A 14,612-nucleotide genomic window follows, 5' to 3' on the forward strand; every position below is an offset into this window, starting at 1 on the left:
CTCACGCCTCCCTGGTCTGATTCTGCGGAGCCTGGGCGGGTGCCTCGGCAGCCGAACCGGAACCGGCGCGGCCGGTCTCGGTGCTGGTGGCGGTGGTCCCCTGGGCGCCGGAACGACGCGGCCGGCCCGCGCCACGCTCACGGCGGGGTCCCCGGTCGGCTCCGCCGCGGTTGCTGGACTGGGCGTACTGGTCGGACTCGCGACGCCCGCCGACGACGTCACCCTTGTAGATCCACACCTTGACGCCGATACGACCGAAGGTGGTCTTGGCCTCGTAGGTGCCGTAGTCGATCTCGGCACGCAGGGTGTGGAGCGGGACGCGACCCTCGTGGTAGCGCTCCGAACGCGACATCTCGGCACCGCCGAGACGGCCCGAACAGACCACCTTGATGCCCTTGACCTGGGGCTGACGCATCGCGGACTGGATGCCCTTGCGCATCGCGCGACGGAACGCCACGCGGTTGGACAGCTGCTCCGCGATCCCCTGCGCCACGAGCTGGGCGTCGGCCTCGGTGTTCTTGATCTCGAGGATGTTGAGGTGGACCTGCTTCGCGGTGAGCTTCTCGAGCTCGCCACGGAGACGGTCGGCCTCGGCACCCCGGCGACCGATCACGATGCCCGGGCGGGCGGTGTGGATGTCCACGTTGACCCGGTCACGGGTGCGGGAGATGTCCACGCCCGAGATGCCGGCCCGCTCCATGCCCTTGGACAGGAGCTGACGGATCTTGATGTCCTCGGCGACGTAGTCCGCGTACTGCTTGTCGGCGTACCACTTGGACGTCCAGTCCGAGGTGATGCCGAGACGGAAGCCGTGCGGCTGGATCTTCTGTCCCATTTAGCGGGCACCTCCCTGGTTACGACGACCCCGGCCGGCGGAACCGGCCTTCTCGGGCACGCTGGTCACCTCGACGGTGATGTGGCTCGTGCGCTTACGCACGCGGAACGCACGACCCTGGGCACGCGGACGGAACCGCTTCAGGGTCGGGCCCTCGTCGGCGAACGCGGCCGACACGACGAGGGTCCGGGGATCCAGGTCGAGGTTGTTCTCGGCGTTCGCCATGGCGGACGCGAGGACCTTGCCGACCGGCTCGCTGGCGGACTGCGGGGCGAACCGCAGGATGTCCAGCGCGTCGGAGGCGTCCTTGCCCCGGATCAGGTCGATCACGCGACGCGCCTTCATGGGCGTGACGCGGACGAACTTGGCGGTGGCCCGGGCGGTGAGCTGCTGCTCCTCCTGCGCCGTGCCTTCGGCGGTCTTGCTGGTATCAGTGCTCATCGACGCTTACTCTTCCGATCGTCCTTGATGTGCCCCTTGAACGTGCGCGTCGGCGCGAACTCGCCGAGCTTGTGACCCACCATGGAATCGGACACGAACACGGGCACATGCTTGCGGCCGTCGTGGACGGCGAACGTGTGGCCGATGAAATCGGGCAGGATCGTCGAGCGACGCGACCAGGTCTTGATGACCTGATGGGTACCCTTGTCGTTCTGCGCGTCCACCTTCGCGAGGAGGTGTTCGTCGACGAACGGACCCTTCTTGAGACTACGAGGCATCCTAGTTTCCCTCCTTAGCGCTTCTTACCGGTGCGACGGCGGCGGACAATCATCTTGTCGCTCGCCTTGTTGGGCTTGCGGGTCCGGCCCTCGGGCTGGCCCCACGGGCTGACGGGGTGACGTCCACCGGACGTCTTGCCCTCGCCACCACCGTGCGGGTGGTCGACAGGGTTCATCACGACGCCACGGACGGTCGGGCGGACGCCTTTCCACCGCATGCGGCCGGCTTTGCCCCAGTTGATGTTCCCCTGCTCGGCGTTGCCCACCTCGCCGATCGTCGCGCGGCAGCGGACGTCGACCCGGCGGATCTCACCGGACGGCATCCGGAGGGAGGCGTACGCGCCCTCCTTGCCGAGCAGCTGGATCCCGGCACCCGCGGCGCGGGCCATCTTGGCGCCGCCGCCGGGGCGGAGCTCCACGGCGTGCACGACGGTACCGGCGGGGATGTTGCGCAGCGGCAGGTTGTTGCCGACCTTGATGTCGGAACCGACACCCGACTCGACCTTCATGCCCTGCTTGAGATTGCGCGGGGCGAGGATGTACCGCTTCTCGCCGTCCGCGTAGTGCAGGAGGGCGATGTTGGCGGTCCGGTTGGGGTCGTACTCGATGTGCGCGACGGTGGCGTCGACGCCGTCCTTGTCATTGCGACGGAAGTCGATGACGCGGTACTGGCGCTTGTGTCCACCGCCCTTGTGGCGGGTGGTGATGCGACCGTGGCCGTTACGGCCACCGGTCTTGTGTAGTGGGCGAAGCAGCGACTTCTCGGGCGTCGAGCGCGTGATCTCGGCGAAGTCCGAGACGCTCGAGCCGCGACGGCCGGGCGTCGTGGGCTTGTACTTGCGGATAGCCATGAGGTTCTCTCGTCCTTAACTCGTCCCGCCGTCAGGCGGTCAGACCCGGGATCTCGATGGGCTTGCTGTCGGCCGCGAGGGTCACGATGGCGCGCTTGGTGCTCTTGCGCTGTCCGAACCCGGTGCGGGTGCGCTTGCGCTTGCCCTGACGGTTGGCGGTGTTGACGGACTCAACGGTGACGCCGAAGATCTCCTGGAGGGCGATCTTGATCTGCGTCTTGTTGGCGTCCGGGGCGACCAGGAACGTGTACACGCCCTGCTCGAGCAGGCCGTAGGCCTTCTCGGAGACGACCGGGGCGATGATCACGTCCCGGGGATCGGCGACGGTGCTCACTTGTCGGCCTCCTTCGCGGCGGTGTTCTCCGTGCCTGCGGCACGCTTGCTGGCCTGCGAGACGAACGCGTCCAGAGCCTCGACCGTGAACACGACGTCGTCTGCATTCAGCACGTCGTAGGTGTTCAGCTGATCCGGGGCGATGGGATGGACGTTGTCCAGGTTGCCCACCGAACGCCACGCCGCGATGTCCTCGCGGCCCACCACGAGCAGGAACTTCTTGCGGTCCGACAGGCTCGCGAGGAAGTCCCGCACGCCCGCCGTCGACGGGGTCTGGCCCTCGACGACCTCGGTGACCACGTGGATGCGATCGTTCGCGGCCCGGTCGGACAGGGCCCCGCGGAGGGCGGCGGCCTTCATCTTCTTGGGCGTGCGCTGCGAGTAGTCACGCGGCTTGGGGCCGTGGACCGTGCCACCGCCGGTGTAGGCCGGGGCGCGGGTCGAACCCTGGCGCGCACGGCCGGTGCCCTTCTGGCGGAACGGCTTGCGGCCACCGCCACGGACCTCGCCGCGGGTCTTGGTCGAGTGGGTGCCCTGCCGCGCCGCGGCGAGCTGCGCCACGACGACCTGGTGCATCAGGGACAGGTTGGGCTCGACGCCGAAGATCGCGGCGGGGAGCTCGACCGACCCGTCGGCCGAACCGGCCGGGGTACGGACGTCCAGCTTGAGATTCACGGGGTTCTCCGTCGTGGTCATGCGCGCGCACCGCCCTTCACTGCGGAACGGACCATCACGAGGCCGCCGTTGCGACCCGGGATGGCTCCCTTGATCAGGAGGACGCCGGCCTCGGCGTCGACCTTGTGGACCTTGAGGTTCATCGTGGTCACGCGCTCGTTGCCCATGCGTCCGGCCATCTTCTTGCCCCGGAACACCCGGCCCGGGGTCGATGCGCCGCCGATGGAACCGGGCCGACGGTGCACGGCCTGGGTACCGTGCGAGGCACCCTGGCCCGCGAAGCCGTGACGCTTCATCGTGCCGGCGAATCCCTTGCCCTTGGAGGTGCCGGTGACGTCGACGAAGGCGCCGTCGGAGAACACGTCCGCGCCGAGCTCCTGGCCCAGCTCGTAGCCGGCCGCCTGCTCGGCGTTGTCGAGTCGGATCTCCGCGACGTGGCGACGCGGGGTCACACCCGCCTTGGCGAACTGACCCGACACGGGCTTGGTGACCTTACGGGGGTCGATCGCGCCGAAGGCGATCTGGACGGCGTTGTAGCCGTCGGTCTGCTCTGTACGGATCCCGGTGACGACACACGGCCCGGCCTTGATGACGGTAACCGGGACGACCCGGTTGTTCTCGTCGAAGACCTGGGTCATGCCGAGCTTCGCGCCCAGGATTCCCTTGATCTCGGTTGTACTCATCTGTTCACTGTCTCCGCTGCACGTTGCTTGCTGACCGCTGCTCGGTCGGAGGTCACTGGATGTTGACGTCGACGCTGGCAGGCAGGTCGATGCGCATGAGCGCGTCCACGGTCTTGGGCGTGGGGTCGAGGATGTCGATCAACCGCTTGTGGGTGCGCATCTCGAAGTGCTCGCGCGAATCCTTGTACTTGTGCGGCGAGCGGATGACGCAGTACACGTTCTTCTCGGTCGGCAACGGCACCGGGCCGACGACACGAGCGCCCGTGCGGGTGACCGTCTCGACGATCTTGCGCGCCGAGGCGTCGATGGCCTCGTGATCGTAGGCCTTGAGCCGGATGCGGATCTTTTGTCCCGCCACTTCGTCCTCTTTCTCCCTCCGCCCGTGAAGGCGGCTGTCGTGAGCGCCCTCGCTGCGCGGGGGACACCTGGTGTGTTCGCTTGTCGTACATGACACCGTCAGACCGTCTACCGCCCGGTCTCGTGCATCGGTGCTCCGTCGTGGAGGGCCGCCGTCGTGCGCTCACGAACGTGACACGACGATGAGCCCTCCAGAGGACGGAGAGCCGCACTCCCGCGAGGCGAGGGTGACGGCGGAACCGATCCGCTGCCGCTGTTGACGTGTCACGACGCGTCCACGCGGTCGGGCGTGTCGCCCTCCCACTTTTCCGGCGGGTGATCGCTCACCCGCCCCTGTCGTGCTCGCCCGACCAACCCGGTTCGCCCGCGGCCCGAGGGCCACACGAGTTCGCCGCCTTGTCCGGGCAACTCGACCAGTATGCCGCACTGACCCCACGGGATCAAAATCGCCGCGGACGACCGGTCGCGGACGGCGTGCGCGGCTCGCCTCGGCTTCGGTACCGTCGAACCATCAGAGCCTCTCGGCGCCTCGTCCCCCAGGAGTGCAGAACGTGAACAGCCGACGCGAACCACGCGACCCCGCCGCCTACAAGCGGGACCGGCGTCAAGCCGTCCTGCGGCATCACCCCGACAAGGGCGGCGACCCCGACGCGATGCTCCGCGCCCTCGAGGAGGTCGACCGCCGGCACGGCGTCGGCGGTCCCCGCCGTCCGGATCACGCCGCGACCGCCGAGCAGGTCGCCGCCGTGGCGGTGACCGCTCTGGCCGGGGTGGCCGCGGTGGGACTCTCGGTGGCCATGAGCGTCATCGGTCGCCGCCGGTAGCCCGTTCCGGCGACGGGCACCCGTTCCGGCCCCCACGGCACGAGCCTCGGGACGACGACGAAGGGGCGCCCCACCTCGCGGTGGGGCGCCCCTTCGTCATACGGTCCGGACGTCGCGTCCGACCCGACGGGTCAGTCGATCACTTGATGATCTTGGTGACCTGACCGGCGCCGACGGTGCGGCCACCCTCACGGATCGCGAAGCGCAGTCCCTCGTCCATGGCGACCGGCTGGATGAGCTCGACGCTCATCTCGGTGTTGTCGCCCGGCATGACCATCTCGGTGCCCTCGGGGAGGGTCACGACGCCGGTCACGTCCGTGGTGCGGAAGTAGAACTGCGGACGGTAGTTGTTGAAGAACGGCGTGTGGCGGCCGCCCTCGTCCTTGGACAGGATGTACGCCTGGCCCTCGAAGTTCGTGTGCGGGGTGTACGCGCCCGGCTTGATGACGACCTGGCCGCGCTCGACCTCCTCGCGCTTGAGGCCACGGACGAGCAGACCGACGTTGTCGCCGGCCTCGCCGTAGTCGAGGAGCTTACGGAACATCTCGATGCCCGTGATGGTGGTCTTGGTGGCCTTGTCCTTGATGCCGATGAGCTCGACATCCTCGTTGACGTTGATCTGGCCACGCTCGATACGACCGGTGACGACGGTGCCACGACCGGTGATCGTGAAGACGTCCTCGACGGGCATGAGGAACGGCTTGTCCGTCTCACGCTCGGGGTCCGGGATGGAGTCGTCACAGGCCTGCATGAGGTCGCGGATCGCCTGGACCCACTTCTCGTCACCCTCGAGCGCCTTGAGCGCCGAGATGTGCACGACGGGGGCGTCCTCGTCGAACTCCTGCGAGCCGAGGAGCTCACGCACCTCCATCTCGACGAGCTCGAGGATCTCCTCGTCGTCGACCATGTCGCACTTGTTGAGGGCGACGAGGATGTAGGGGACGCCGACCTGGCGGGCGAGCAGCACGTGCTCACGGGTCTGCGGCATCGGGCCGTCGGTGGCCGCCACGACCAGGATCGCGCCGTCCATCTGGGCGGCACCCGTGATCATGTTCTTGATGTAGTCCGCGTGGCCCGGGGCGTCGACGTGCGCGTAGTGGCGCTTCTCGGTCTGGTACTCGACGTGGGAGATGTTGATCGTGATACCACGAGCCTTCTCCTCCGGCGCCTTGTCGATCTCGTCGAACGCGAACGCGTCGTTGAGATCCGGGTAGGTGTCCGCCAGGACCTTGGTGATGGCCGCGGTGGTGGTGGTCTTGCCATGGTCGACGTGACCGATGGTGCCGATGTTAACGTGCGGTTTGGTCCGCTCGAACTTCGCCTTCGCCACTGTGTGTCCTCCTGGACTGGTCTGTCCCCACCTCGAGGTGGGCACTGCATTGTGTGGGATCTGATCTTACTCATCGTGCCGTCGAGGGCACGAACCGGCGGCCACCCGGAGGTTCGACCGTGCGCCGCCGGCATCGGCCCCGCCCCTGCCTCTCGGCCGGGCGGGACCAGTACCGGTTACTCGCCGGTCGCCTTGGCGATGATCTCCTTGGACACACTCGCCGGAACCTCGGCGTAGTGGGAGAAGACCATCGAGTAGTTGGCCCGGCCCTGCGTCCGCGACCGGAGGTCGCCGACGTAGCCGAACATCTCCGACAGCGGCACGTTGGCCTTGACGACGCGGGCGCCGGAGCGCTCCTCCATCGCCTGGATCTGGCCGCGTCGGGAGTTGATGTCGCCGATGACGTCGCCCATGTAGTCCTCGGGGGTGATGACCTCGACCGCCATGAGCGGCTCCAGGATCACCGGCTGACACTTGCGTGCGGCCTCCTTGAAGGCCATCGAGCCCGCGACCTTGAACGCCATCTCCGAGGAGTCGACCTCGTGGTACGCGCCGTCGACCAGGGTCGCCTTGACGTTGACCATCGGGTACCCGGCCAGGACGCCGTACTGCATGGCGTCCTTGATGCCGGCGTCCACGGAGGGGATGTACTCCTTGGGGACGCGACCACCGGTGACCTTGTCGTCGAACTCGTAGGTCTCGCCCTCCTCGACCTGCTCCTGGGGGAGCGGCTCGAGACGGATCTGGACCTTGGCGAACTGACCCGAACCACCGGTCTGCTTCTTGTGGGTGTAGTCGTACTTCTCGACCGTGCCCTTGATGGTCTCGCGGTACGCGACCTGCGGCTTGCCGACGTTGGCCTCGACCTTGAACTCACGCTTCATCCGGTCGACGAGGACGTCCAGGTGGAGCTCGCCCATGCCGCCGATGACGGTCTGACCGGTCTCGTCGTCCAGGCGGACGGAGAACGTCGGGTCCTCGCGGGCCAGCTTCTGGATCGCGGTGCCGAGCTTCTCCTGGTCCGCCTTGGTCTTGGGCTCGATCGACACGTCGATCACCGGCGCCGGGAACGTCATCGACTCGAGGATGACCTGGTTGTTCAGGTCGCACAGGGTGTCACCCGTGGTCGTGTCCTTGAGCCCGATGAACGCGTAGATGTGGCCGGCCACGGCCTCCTCGACGGGCATCTCCTTGTTGGCGTGCATCTGGAAGAGCTTGCCGACGCGCTCCTTCTTGCCCTTGGTCGCGTTCATGACCTGGGTGCTCGGGTCGATCCGGCCCGAGTACACGCGGACGAAGGTGAGCTCACCGAAGAACGGGTGCACTGCGATCTTGAACGCCAGCGCCGCGAACGGCTCGTCCTTCGACGGCTGACGACGGATCTCCGTCTCCTCGTCCCCGACGGCGTGACCGTGGATCGAGCCGACGTCCAACGGGGTGGGCAGGTAGGAGATGACCGCGTCGAGCAGGGGCTGGACGCCCTTGTTCTTGTACGCCGAGCCACACAGCACCGGGTAGATCTCGGCGTTCACCGTCATCTTGCGGATCGCGGCCTGGATCTCGTCCTTCGTCAGCTCCTCGCCGCCGAAGTACTTCTCCATGAGGGCCTCGTCGCTCTCGGCGACGGCCTCGAGGAGCTTCTCGCGGTACTCGTCCGCCTTGTCCTTGAGCTCCGCGGGGATCTCCTGGACCGTGGCCTCGGTGCCGATCGGCGTGACGCCGGGCCACACGAGGGCCTTCATGTCCACGAGGTCGATGACCCCGTCGAACTCGTCCTCCGCACCGATGGGCAGCTGCAGGACGAGCGGCTTGGCACCGAGCCGGTCGATGATGGTCTGCACGGTGTAGTAGAAGTCCGCGCCCATCTTGTCCATCTTGTTGACGAAACAGATGCGCGGGACGTCGTACTTCTCCGCCTGGCGCCAGACCTGCTCCGACTGGGGCTCGACGCCCTCCTTGCCGTCGAAGACCGCGACCGCGCCGTCGAGCACACGGAGCGACCGCTCGACCTCGACCGTGAAGTCGACGTGGCCCGGGGTGTCGATGATGTTGATCTGGTTGTTGTCCCAGAAGCAGGTGACGGCGGCCGACGTGATGGTGATGCCGCGCTCCTTCTCCTGCTCCATCCAGTCGGTGGTCGAGGCGCCGTCGTGCGTCTCGCCGATCTTCCGGTTGACACCCGTGTAGAACAGGATGCGCTCGGTGACGGTCGTCTTACCGGCGTCGATGTGCGCCATGATGCCGATGTTGCGGACCTTGTTGAGGTCGGTCAGCACGTCCTGTGCCACGGATGATCCCCGATCATGAGTCTTAGGTGGGCCGGGCGGTCATGGTGGACCGTCCGGACCGGGTCTGTTGTCCTGGGCCGTGCCGTGACTCGCTCACGCGAGAGGCGACCCTCGTTCAATGATGCCACCCTCGGGGCGGCCGGGGGGCCCCGGAGCGGTGACGCCCCGTGGGCGTCCCCCCCGCTCCGGGGCCCGGCTGGATCACCAGCGGTAGTGTGCGAACGCCCGGTTGGCCTCGGCCATCTTGTGGGTGTCCTCGCGGCGCTTGACCGCGGCACCCAGGCCGTTGGAGGCGTCGAGGATCTCGTTGGCGAGCCGCTCGACCATGCTGTTCTCGCGACGCTGCCGGGAGAAGTTCACCAGCCAGCGCATGGCGAGGGTCGTGGAACGCCCGGGGCGGACCTCGACGGGCACCTGATAGGTGGCACCGCCGACGCGGCGGGAGCGGACCTCGAGGGCGGGCTTGACGTTGTCGAGCGCCTTCTTGAGGGTGAGGACCGGATCGGTCCCGGTCTTCTCACGGCAGATCTCCAGCGCGGAGTAGACGATGCGCTCGGCGGTCGTCTTCTTGCCGTCGAGGAGGATCTTGTTGACGAGCTGCGTGACCAGCGGCGAACCGTAGACCGGATCGTTGATCAGCTGGCGCTTCGGGGCGGGACCCTTACGAGGCATTACTTCTCCTTCTTGGCGCCGTAGCGGGAGCGGGCCTGCTTGCGGTCCTTCACGCCCTGCGTGTCGAGGGAGCCGCGGATGATCTTGTAACGGACACCCGGGAGGTCCTTCACACGACCACCGCGGACGAGCACCATCGAGTGCTCCTGGAGGTTGTGGCCCTCACCGGGGATGTAGGCGGAGACCTCGATGCCACTGGTCAGGCGCACACGGGCGACCTTGCGCAGCGCGGAGTTCGGCTTCTTGGGGGTGGTGGTGTACACACGGGTGCACACGCCACGACGCTGGGGCGAGCCCTTGAGCGCCGCCGTCGCTGTCGAGGACTTCTTGTCCTGGCGGCCCTTGCGGACCAGCTGGTTGATGGTTGGCATGAACCGACTTTCTCTAGCTGGCGGCCTCCTCGGGGGCGACCACCGGTCACTGGGACGTTGCTCGTATCCGGACTCTCGCGCTCCCCGACGGGCGCACGGGCGACCACGTCAGCCGCTCTCGCTGGCCTACTGGGCACGATCCTCCAGCTCGCGTACTGCGAGCACGATGGTCAAGCCTAACCGCCCCCGTGAGGATCGGTCAAAACGCGGCCGGGGGGCAGGCCCCGGTCCGACGCCGCCGGGACCTGCGCGAGCATCAGGTCCAGCGTCTCGGCCCAGTACCGGATGACCTTCTCGCGACGGGCCGAGTCATCGGAGAGCACGTCCGCGAGGCCGAGCCCGCGCGCCAGGTCGAGGGTCGCCTGCAGGGGCCGACGCACCCGGAGGTCGGCGGGGTCGTACCCGAGGGCCTCGGCCGCGATCACCAGCACCTCGCGGGACATGTGGGTCTCGAACGGGAGCACCCGGTCGCGCAGCGCCGGGTCGCTGGCCGCGGCGGTCCACACGTGGAGCGCGGCCTTGAAGAGATCCGAGGTGTAGTGCTGGACGATCAGCCGGACCACGGCGACCGTGCGTTCGGGACCCGGCTCCGGCAGATCCAGGCCGACCCTCCGCACGTCCTCGAGCCGCTGCTCGATCATGTGCCCGAGGGCGGCGGTGATGAGGTCCTCCCGGGTCGGGAAGTGGTGCTGGGCGGCACCCCGTGAGACGCCGGCGGCGGCGGCCACCGCCCCCACGGTGGTCGCCGCCCAGCCCTGGGTGGCGAGGAGGTCGATCGACGCACCGAGGAGTCGTTCCCGCGTCAGGCGGCTACGGTCCTGCTTGGGGGCCCGCTTCTCGGGTGCCGTCATCTGTCCTCCTGTTACCAGTCCTGCTCGTCGTAGATGATCACACCGCGGATGTTCTTGCCGTCACGCATGTCCTGGTACCCCTGGTTGATCTCGTCCAGCCGGTACGTCCTGGTGACCAACTCGTCGAGCTTGAGGTTGCCGGCGCGGTACTGGTGGAGCAGGTGCGGGATCTGCTTGCGGGGTCCGGTGCCACCGAAGATCGCGCCCTGCAGGGTCTTCTGCTGCATGGCCAGGTCGAGGATGGAGATCTGCGCGTCGACCGCCATCATGTCCCCCAGACCCACCACCACACAGCGACGCCCCTTGCCGGTGAGCATCAACCCGGGCAGCAGGTCCTTGCCCTCCACGATCCCCATCGTGAGCAGGACCAGGTCCGCCATCCGTCCCCAGCTCAGCTCCCCCACCAGCGCCATGGCCTCGTCCATCGAGGCACACGTGTGGGTGGCCCCGAACTCCATGGCCTTCTCCCTCTTGAACTCCACGGGGTCCACGGCCACGATGACACGCGCGCCTGCGGCGGCCGCGCCCTGCACCGAGTTGATCCCGATTCCGCCCACCCCGACGACGACCACGACGTCGCCCTCCTTGGCCTGACCGATCTCCGTGGCCGAGCCCCAGCCCGTGCAGACGCCGCACCCGAGCAGGGCGGCCTTGTCCAGCGGGATGTCCTTCTCGATCTTGACCACCGAGGACTGATGGACGGTGACGTGCGGCGCGAACGTGCCGAGGACGCACATGGTGGCGACGGGTTGACCGTCGGCGGTGTGCACACGGTAGCCGTCGTCGCTGATCGCCCGGCCGCTGAGCAACCCGGCGCCGTTGTCGCAGAGATTCTGGAGGCCCTCCGAACAGGGCGGACAGACGCCGCAGGCGGGGATGAACGCGAGGACGACGTGGTCCCCTTCCTCCAGCCCGGTGACGCCCTCTCCCACCTTCGTCACCACACCGGCACCCTCGTGGCCACCCATGATCGGGTAGGTCTCGAACTGGAGGTCGCCGGTGAGCAGGTGCTCGTCCGAGTGGCAGAGGCCCGAGGCGGCCAGTTTGACCTGCACCTCCCCGGCCTTGGGATCGTCGATGTCGACGTCGACGATCTCCCAGGCGTCCTGCTTGGGCTCACGGATGATGGCTGCTCTGGTGCGCATGGCATTACCTCTCGGTTCGAACTCGGGCGATGTGGGGGAGGTCACACATCAACGACATCGCATACGCTACGCGTCCGGCGTCGCCCAGGAGGGCGGACGGCGTTCAAGGAAGGCCGTCATCCCCTCGGCCACCTCGGCGGTGGTGAACAGGCGTGCGGTCACCCCGGCCAGCTCCTCACCCCGGGCGTCGAGATCGGCCAGGATCGGTGCGGCGAGCAGTGCCTTGTTCTCCGCGAGTCCCTGCGGCGAGCAGGGCCGGAACGCGTCGACGAGGTCACCGACAGCGGCCTCGAGGTCCTCGACCGCCTCCGTGAGCAGGCCGATCCGCCGGGCGTGCTCGGCGTCGAACCTCTCTCCGGTCAGCAGGGCGCGGGAGAGGTCCCGCGAGGTGATCCGCGCGGCGAGCGGCACCGAGATCATGGCCGCCGCCAGACCGAGGCGGACCTCGGTGAGCGCGAACGTCGAGGCCGGCCCCGCCAGCGCGAGATCGCAGGCGGCCACCAGCCCCATCCCCCCGGCTCGGACGTGGCCGTCCACGGCGGCGATCACCGGCTTGGGGTGCGAGAGGATCGCGCGCAGCAACCCGAGGAAGACCCGGGTCCGCTCGGCGGCCTGATCCTCGGGACTCCCCTGGCTCGCGGAGGCCTCGGAGAGGTCGGCGCCGGCGCAGAAGGTGCCGCCGGCGTGACCGAGGACCACCACGCGGGCGTCGTGGTCGGTGGCCGCCCGGTCCAGCGCGGCGTGCAGCTGCCCGACCAGCGCGGTGGAGATGGCGTTGCGGTTGTGCTGCGAGTCCAGGGTCACACGGGCCGCACCGCCCGAGACCTCGTACCGCACCAGCTCCTGCTCACCCTGCGCGGTCATGTCAGTAGCTCCTCGGCAGCCCGAGCGAGTGCTGGGCAACGTAGTTGAGGATCATCTCCCGACTCACCGGCGCGATGCGCGGCAGGCGTGACGCGGCGAGCATCCCGGCGAGGCCGTACTCCACCGACAGGCCGTTGCCGCCGAGGGTCTGGATGGCCTGGTCGACGGTCCGGGCGGAGACCTCGCCGGAGGCGTACTTGGCCATGTTGGCGGCCTCGCCCGCGAGGTCGTCCAGGCCGGCGTCCACGAGCGCGGCGGCCTTGCGCATCATGAGACGCGCCAGCTCCAGCTCGATCTTGCACTGCGCGAGTGGGTGCGCGATCCCCTGATGGGCGCCGATCGGGGTCTTCCACACGGAGCGCTCGTTCGCGTACGTCGTGGCCTTGTCCATCGCGTAGCGCGCGGACCCGATCGCCATGCCGGACGCCATGATGCGCTCGGGGTTGAGGCCCGCGAAGAGCATGAGCAGCGCCGTGTCGCCGTCGCCGATGAGCGCGTCGGCGGGCAACCGGACGTCGTCGAAGTACAGCTGGAACTGCCGCTCGGGCGTGCGCACCTCGGTGGGGATGTGGGTGCGCTCGAGGCCCGGTGCGTCGGTGGGCACCATGAACAGCGCCGGCTGGAGCTTGCCGCTGGTCGCGCCCTCGAGACGGGCCACCACGAGGATCGCGTCGGCCTGGTCGACCCCCGAGATGTAGGTCTTCTGCCCGCTGAGCAGGAAGTCCGCGCCGTCCCGGCGGGCCGTGGTGGTGATGGCGTGGGAGTTGGACCCGGCGTCCGGCTCGGTGATGGCGAACGAGGTGATGATCTCGCCCGAGGCCAGGCCCGGGAGCCAGCGCTTCTTCTGCTCCTCGGTACCGAAGCGCGAGATGATCGTGCCGTTGATGGCGGGCGAGACCACCATCATGAGCAGCCCGGCGCCCGCGGCGGAGAGTTCCTCCTCGACCATCGCGAGCTCGGTCATGCCGGCCCCACCGCCGCCGTACTCCTCGGGCAGGTTCACCCCCAGCAGCCCGAGCTTGCCCGCCTCGGTCCACAGCTCGTCGGTGGTCTCACCGGCGTCGGACTTTTCGCGCATGTACTCCATGCCGTATCGCGAGCCCAGGTCGAAGGCCACCTTGCGGAGCTGCGTCTGCTCCTCGGTGTCGACGACGGGGTTGGGGATCTGTGAGATGTCGGTCATCGTGGTCACTCCTGGGTGGTGGGGTCGGTGCTGCCGGACTCGGTGACGACGGCGAGGGTGGTGCCGGTCTCGACCTGCGTGCCCACCTCGACGGGGAGCTCGCTGACGACGCCGTCCACCGCCGCGGAGATGGTGTGTTCCATCTTCATGGCCTCCATCCACAACAGCGGTTGGCCGGCGGTGACGGTGTCGCCCACGGAGACGGCGACCCGGATGACCGCGCCCGGCATGGGGGCGAGCAACGACCCGGCGGCGACCTCCGCGCCGGGATCGGTGTAGCGGGGCGGTTCGACGAGTGAGACCGGCCCGAGGGGCGAGTCCACCTCCACGACGGTGTCCGAGCCGGCCACCTCGTACCGGTGTACGCAGAAGGTGTGGCGCACCCCCCTGATCTCGAGGTCCACCGCGGCGGGACGGACCCGGCCGACGTCGACGATCTCCGCGAGATCGCCATCCGGGTGGGCGCCGGAACGGTCGCGGAGATAGGCCACCTCGAGGTCCTTCTCGCCGTGGCGCAGCGTCCGCTTCTGCAGGGTGCGGCCGACGTTGCGGAATCCGGCCCGGGCCAGGGGCACGGGGCCGGCGGCGTGGTCGGCGGTCCCGGACACCAGCGCGGCGGCGAGGGCCGAGA

The 14,612-nt window shown here is 68.5% G+C and carries 18 protein-coding genes; 1 reads left to right on the top strand and 17 read right to left on the bottom strand.

What is annotated here, in order from left to right; all coding sequences use genetic code 11:
- Position 1 precedes the first annotated feature (1 nt).
- The 8 genes from rpsC to rpsJ are packed head-to-tail and all read right to left on the bottom strand — an operon-like array spanning position 2 to position 4,454.
- Positions 2 to 835: a 30S ribosomal protein S3 gene (gene rpsC / locus IY392_RS07570; protein WP_017838197.1), complete on the bottom strand. Its 834-nt coding sequence runs from the start codon at positions 833 to 835 to the stop codon at positions 2 to 4.
- Positions 836 to 1,276, bottom strand: a complete 441-nt coding sequence (gene rplV / locus IY392_RS07575; protein ID WP_194860889.1) for a 50S ribosomal protein L22 — start codon at positions 1,274 to 1,276, stop codon at positions 836 to 838.
- Positions 1,273 to 1,554 carry a 30S ribosomal protein S19 gene (gene rpsS / locus IY392_RS07580; protein WP_017838195.1) on the bottom strand — a complete coding sequence of 94 codons (282 nt, stop codon included), beginning with the start codon at positions 1,552 to 1,554 and terminating at the stop codon, positions 1,273 to 1,275. Before rpsS ends, rplV begins: the two co-directional genes overlap by 4 nt.
- 14 nt (positions 1,555 to 1,568) lie before the next feature.
- Positions 1,569 to 2,405: a 50S ribosomal protein L2 gene (gene rplB, locus IY392_RS07585; RefSeq protein WP_107757059.1), complete on the bottom strand. Its 837-nt coding sequence runs from the start codon at positions 2,403 to 2,405 to the stop codon at positions 1,569 to 1,571.
- Between the two features lie 31 nt (positions 2,406 to 2,436).
- Positions 2,437 to 2,739 carry a 50S ribosomal protein L23 gene (gene rplW, locus IY392_RS07590; RefSeq protein ID WP_095717595.1) on the bottom strand — a complete coding sequence of 101 codons (303 nt, stop codon included), beginning with the start codon at positions 2,737 to 2,739 and terminating at the stop codon, positions 2,437 to 2,439.
- A complete protein-coding gene (gene rplD, locus IY392_RS07595) occupies positions 2,736 to 3,434 on the bottom strand; it encodes a 50S ribosomal protein L4 (protein ID WP_107757060.1) in 699 nt (232 codons plus the stop codon). Before rplD ends, rplW begins: the two co-directional genes overlap by 4 nt.
- Positions 3,431 to 4,096 (bottom strand): 50S ribosomal protein L3, encoded by a 666-nt coding sequence (rplC, locus tag IY392_RS07600; RefSeq protein WP_107757061.1) that lies wholly within the window; start codon positions 4,094 to 4,096, stop codon positions 3,431 to 3,433. Before rplC ends, rplD begins: the two co-directional genes overlap by 4 nt.
- A gap of 52 nt (positions 4,097 to 4,148) precedes the next feature.
- Positions 4,149 to 4,454 (bottom strand): 30S ribosomal protein S10, encoded by a 306-nt coding sequence (gene rpsJ, locus IY392_RS07605; protein ID WP_003938093.1) that lies wholly within the window; start codon positions 4,452 to 4,454, stop codon positions 4,149 to 4,151.
- 550 nt (positions 4,455 to 5,004) lie between these two features.
- On the opposite strand from rpsJ, the gene IY392_RS07610 reads away from it, so the two are divergent.
- Positions 5,005 to 5,277, top strand: coding sequence for a hypothetical protein (locus tag IY392_RS07610; protein ID WP_107757062.1), 273 nt, complete (start codon positions 5,005 to 5,007; stop codon positions 5,275 to 5,277).
- Positions 5,278 to 5,416: 139 nt separating this feature from the next.
- Here IY392_RS07610 and tuf read toward each other — a convergent pair whose 3' ends face one another.
- From tuf to IY392_RS07655, 9 genes are all read right to left on the bottom strand, one after another.
- Positions 5,417 to 6,607, bottom strand: a complete 1,191-nt coding sequence (gene tuf / locus IY392_RS07615; protein ID WP_107757063.1) for an elongation factor Tu — start codon at positions 6,605 to 6,607, stop codon at positions 5,417 to 5,419.
- A 176-nt stretch (positions 6,608 to 6,783) separates the two neighbouring features.
- Entirely contained in the window at positions 6,784 to 8,895 is a 2,112-nt protein-coding gene (fusA, locus tag IY392_RS07620) for an elongation factor G (RefSeq protein WP_107757064.1), read from the bottom strand.
- Between the two features lie 201 nt (positions 8,896 to 9,096).
- A complete protein-coding gene (gene rpsG / locus IY392_RS07625; protein ID WP_017838187.1) occupies positions 9,097 to 9,567 on the bottom strand; it encodes a 30S ribosomal protein S7 in 471 nt (156 codons plus the stop codon).
- A complete protein-coding gene (gene rpsL / locus IY392_RS07630) occupies positions 9,567 to 9,938 on the bottom strand; it encodes a 30S ribosomal protein S12 (protein WP_017838186.1) in 372 nt (123 codons plus the stop codon). Before rpsL ends, rpsG begins: the two co-directional genes overlap by 1 nt.
- 176 nt (positions 9,939 to 10,114) lie before the next feature.
- The gene (locus IY392_RS07635; protein ID WP_182613745.1) at positions 10,115 to 10,789 is read right to left on the bottom strand and encodes a TetR/AcrR family transcriptional regulator; all 675 of its coding nucleotides are present in this window, start codon (positions 10,787 to 10,789) and stop codon (positions 10,115 to 10,117) included.
- An 11-nt stretch (positions 10,790 to 10,800) separates the two neighbouring features.
- Positions 10,801 to 11,934, bottom strand: coding sequence for an NDMA-dependent alcohol dehydrogenase (locus IY392_RS07640; protein ID WP_107757066.1), 1,134 nt, complete (start codon positions 11,932 to 11,934; stop codon positions 10,801 to 10,803).
- Positions 11,935 to 12,000: 66 nt separating this feature from the next.
- Positions 12,001 to 12,798: an enoyl-CoA hydratase family protein gene (locus IY392_RS07645; protein ID WP_194860890.1), complete on the bottom strand. Its 798-nt coding sequence runs from the start codon at positions 12,796 to 12,798 to the stop codon at positions 12,001 to 12,003.
- A 1-nt stretch (position 12,799) separates the two neighbouring features.
- Complete coding sequence (locus IY392_RS07650) at positions 12,800 to 13,981, bottom strand: acyl-CoA dehydrogenase family protein (protein WP_107757068.1); 1,182 nt, start codon at positions 13,979 to 13,981, stop codon at positions 12,800 to 12,802.
- 5 nt (positions 13,982 to 13,986) lie between these two features.
- The coding region (locus IY392_RS07655) for an acetyl-CoA carboxylase biotin carboxyl carrier protein subunit (RefSeq protein ID WP_304511142.1) at positions 13,987 to 14,612 on the bottom strand (626 nt) is incomplete at its 5' end.

Source organism: Dietzia sp. SYD-A1, from assembly GCF_015356725.1.
Lineage (GTDB): Bacteria > Actinomycetota > Actinomycetes > Mycobacteriales > Mycobacteriaceae > Dietzia.